Below are 3,384 nucleotides of genomic sequence, written 5' to 3'. Positions count from 1 at the left end.
TCCCACGGGGTCACCTGCACCCTGAACTCTTCCCATTCCCGGGATTTGATATCCACGTAGCGCTCAAAGAGGTGCTGGCCGAGAACCTTCAAGGAGAGCTCGTCTCTCTGCAATTCCTGCAGCGCCTCGTACAGCGAACTCGGAAGGAGCGCGATCTGCTTCGCCTTCAGCCCTTCTTCGTCGAAAAGGTACACATTCTCCTCGACCGGCTCCGGGGGCTGCAACTTCTGGCGAATGCCGTCCAGGCCGGCCTCGAGCATGAAGGCCAAGGCCAGATAGGGATTGCAACTGGGGTCAGGGCAGCGCAGCTCGATGCGCGCCGACTGCTTGCGGTCGTGAAACCATTTTGGCACGCGAATGAGGGCCGAACGATTTATCCTCGCCCAGGTCACATACACCGGCGCCTCGTAGCCGGACACCAAGCGCTTGTACGAATTCACCGTTGGGCAGAGCACGGCGCACATCGCCCGGATGTGCTTGATGATGCCGGCCATGAAGTGATAGGCCAGTGGCGACAAGTTGTAGGGATCGTCCGCATGGTAGAAGGCGTTCTGGCCTGACTTTATGTCGAAAAGGCTCTGGTGCGTGTGCATGCCGTTGCCTGGTGCGCCAAACAGAGGCTTCGGCATGAAGGTGGCATCCAAATCGTATCGCTGGGCAATCTTTTTTACCGTGTACTTCAGCGTGAGGATGCGATCGGCGGTCTCCAGCGCGTTGCCGTAGAGAAAGTCAATCTCGTACTGCCCCCTTCCGACCTCGTGGTGAGAAGCCTCCACCGGGATGCCGAAGCTGTGCAGAGCGCTGAGAATCTCGCGCATCACGAAGTAGCCCTCATGCGAGGAAAAGTCGAAGTAACTCCCCTCGTCGATGGGGCGCTGTGCGTCCTGCTTGTCCCTCCGGAAAAGGTAGAACTCCAGCTCTGGGCCCACATTGAACTGGAAGCCCATCTCTTTGGCGCTGGCCAGGGCCTTCTTTAGGACGTGGCGAGGGTCTCCTTCGTAGGGATTGCCGTCCCGGCCGAAGATGTCGCAGATCAAGCGGGCGGTTCTGCCGTTCTCCAGGAGCCAGGGCACCAGGGAGTAAGTGGAAAGATCCGGCCGCAAAAAGAGGTCACTCTCCTGGATTCTGGCAAAGCCCTCCACGGACGAACCGTCAAACCACACGCCAAACTCAGTAGCCTCTTTCAGCTGCCGCGCTGGGATGATGACTTCCTTGACCACGCCCAGCAGATCGGTAAACTGCAGGCTAATGAACCTTACCCCGTCCTCCTCAACCCGCTGCAGAAGCTGCGTCCTATCCATCACATGACCTCCCTCTTTGCATTTGAATGGCGCAAATATACGAAAATCCCGGAGGAGTATCAATAACTATTCTCGCCGCGAGGAGGCGTTTAGGGGGCTCTGTCAGTGGGCCGTGGGAATGCGTGCGAGAAAAACGCATGTACACGAAGGGACAGAATATGGCGACAACAGACCGGGGCTCCGGTGGACATCCCCTTCATGCGATGCCACGCGGCCGTTAGGCTGCGTGCGGACGGGGGGTACCCCCCCGCAATGCATAGAGGCGTCGCACTCCCCCTTCCCCGATGCCAAGAGGTTTGTTTCCTTTGCCTGCCCGTCACTCCTAAGCGGCTGGGATCCCAAGACCCCTGAACCCACTTAGCTCACGGCTGGTTCATCGAGGGAAAGCCGTCCTTTGCCAGCGTCCAACGTGGCCATGACCCCAATGGGCAGCGTCGGCTTGTCGGCGGCATGTCCCAGCGACAGGCCAAACACTACGGGTCTGCCCAGGTGCCCCAGCCGGTCGCTTATCACCTCCTCCACACTCAGGGTCGTGGGGAAGGCAGGCTGGTAGTCGCGGGGACCGCAGCGCTGCATGCGGTCGAGGGCAATGCCCGCGGCACGGTCCAACTTGCCCGCAAGGAGCAAGTGCGTCAGGTGGCGGTCGATGTCGTACGGCTCCTCGCCCACCTCTTCGAGGAAGAGCAGACGACCGTCGGTGTCCACCTCATAGGGTGTACCCAGCGATGCAGCGACAAGAGTTAGGTTGCCGCCGATGAGACGGCCACTGGCGCGGCCAGATAGCCCGTTCACGCCAAGGGGGAGCGCTCCCGGCGCCTCGCCGATTTCTCCCAGCGGCTCATCCTTCATCAACACGCGCTGCAACAGGTCCACTGTGTACGGGGAAAATGTCGACAGCGCCACAGGGCCATGGAAGGTCACCAGGCCGGTCATCTGGTGCACGGCCAGGAGCAGGATGGTGATGTCGCTGTAGCCGAGCAGGATCTTCGGGTGTGTCCGGATGTGGTCATAGTCCAGGTGGTTGAGGATGCGCAGGCAGCCATAGCCCCCACGCAGGGCGATGATGGCCTTCACCTGAGGGTCGTCGAACATCTCCTGCACGTCGGTGGCGCGCTCCTGGTCGGTGCCGCCCAGGTAGCCGTACTTCTTGCCCACGTTCCTGCCGATCTTCACTTTGAACCCGAGCTTTTCCATAGCCATCTTCCCCTCGCGGATGGCTGAGGGCTCGAACGGTGCGCTGGCCGGACAGACCAGCCCCACCGTGTCGCCAGGGCGCAGCCGCGGCGGCCTGATGACGGGCTTGCGTTGGTGCTTTTCCCCGCCCAGCGCGTGTGAGCTTGCTACCCCTACGGCACTCAAAGCCGCCACCTCGCCCATGAACTCCCTACGGGTTACTCCTTTGCGCTTCATTGTCCCTCCGAGGCTCTTCTTCGCACGACAATGGCGTTGACGATGGGGCGTTCCTGGCCGTCTTCTGCTGGCCGATTGACCACCTTGCCGTTGATGACCATGGTGGTGCTGCCGCCCCCATCGAGATTGAGCGCCTGCTGCGCGCCCAGATCAACCAGGAAAGTAGCTAACTCCAGGAGGGTCATCCCCTCGCTGTAGCCCGGCTGGCGCCCGTCCACGGTGACCAAGAAGACGAGTGAGCTGTCCGCCGAAAAGCCGATTGCGGTCCGCGGATGGCGCGCGGTAACAAAGCCGCCATTGCCCCAGGAAGCTATCTCCGCGGCAGCTATTTCGCCATCGCGGACAAGGCGTGGCCCCCCGCCAATGACCCAGCTCACTGCCCCGCGCACGGACTCCAGCCCGACCCACAGGCGCACCGTGTCACCGACCGTGCACTGCTGGCGCAGCCAGTCGCCCGCGGCGTCATGCCCTGACAGCACCATCCCCTGTGGCGGAATTGGGCGATTGCCCGCCGAATCGACCCGGACGACGATGGCAAAGGTGGTGTCATTGACGCGCGGCGGACCGAGCAAAGAGAGTGTGACCTCGCTGCCCCACCTGTTGGTGCGCGTACTCTCGCCAAACCAATGGTTAAAGGCGATGAGCTCGTCCTCGCCACGCCCACGATTGAATG

3 protein-coding genes are annotated in these 3,384 nt (G+C 61.6%); all 3 read right to left on the bottom strand.

Annotated features, from left to right (window positions below; translation table 11 throughout):
• Positions 1 to 1,301 (bottom strand): glutamine synthetase (locus H5U38_12840; GenBank protein MBC7187913.1); only part of this gene is annotated, 1,301 nt, incomplete at its 3' end.
• A 357-nt stretch (positions 1,302 to 1,658) separates the two neighbouring features.
• A complete protein-coding gene (locus tag H5U38_12835; protein ID MBC7187912.1) occupies positions 1,659 to 2,711 on the bottom strand; it encodes an LD-carboxypeptidase in 1,053 nt (350 codons plus the stop codon).
• Positions 2,708 to 3,384, bottom strand: a 677-nt coding sequence (locus tag H5U38_12830; protein ID MBC7187911.1) for a phosphodiester glycosidase family protein, incomplete at its 5' end; no start/stop codon positions are given. The genes H5U38_12835 and H5U38_12830, both read right to left, overlap by 4 nt.

This window comes from Calditrichota bacterium (assembly GCA_014359355.1).
GTDB lineage: Bacteria > Zhuqueibacterota > Zhuqueibacteria > JANLFK01 > Oleimicrobiaceae > Oleimicrobium.
This window is presented reverse-complemented; position numbering and strand designations above follow the sequence as displayed.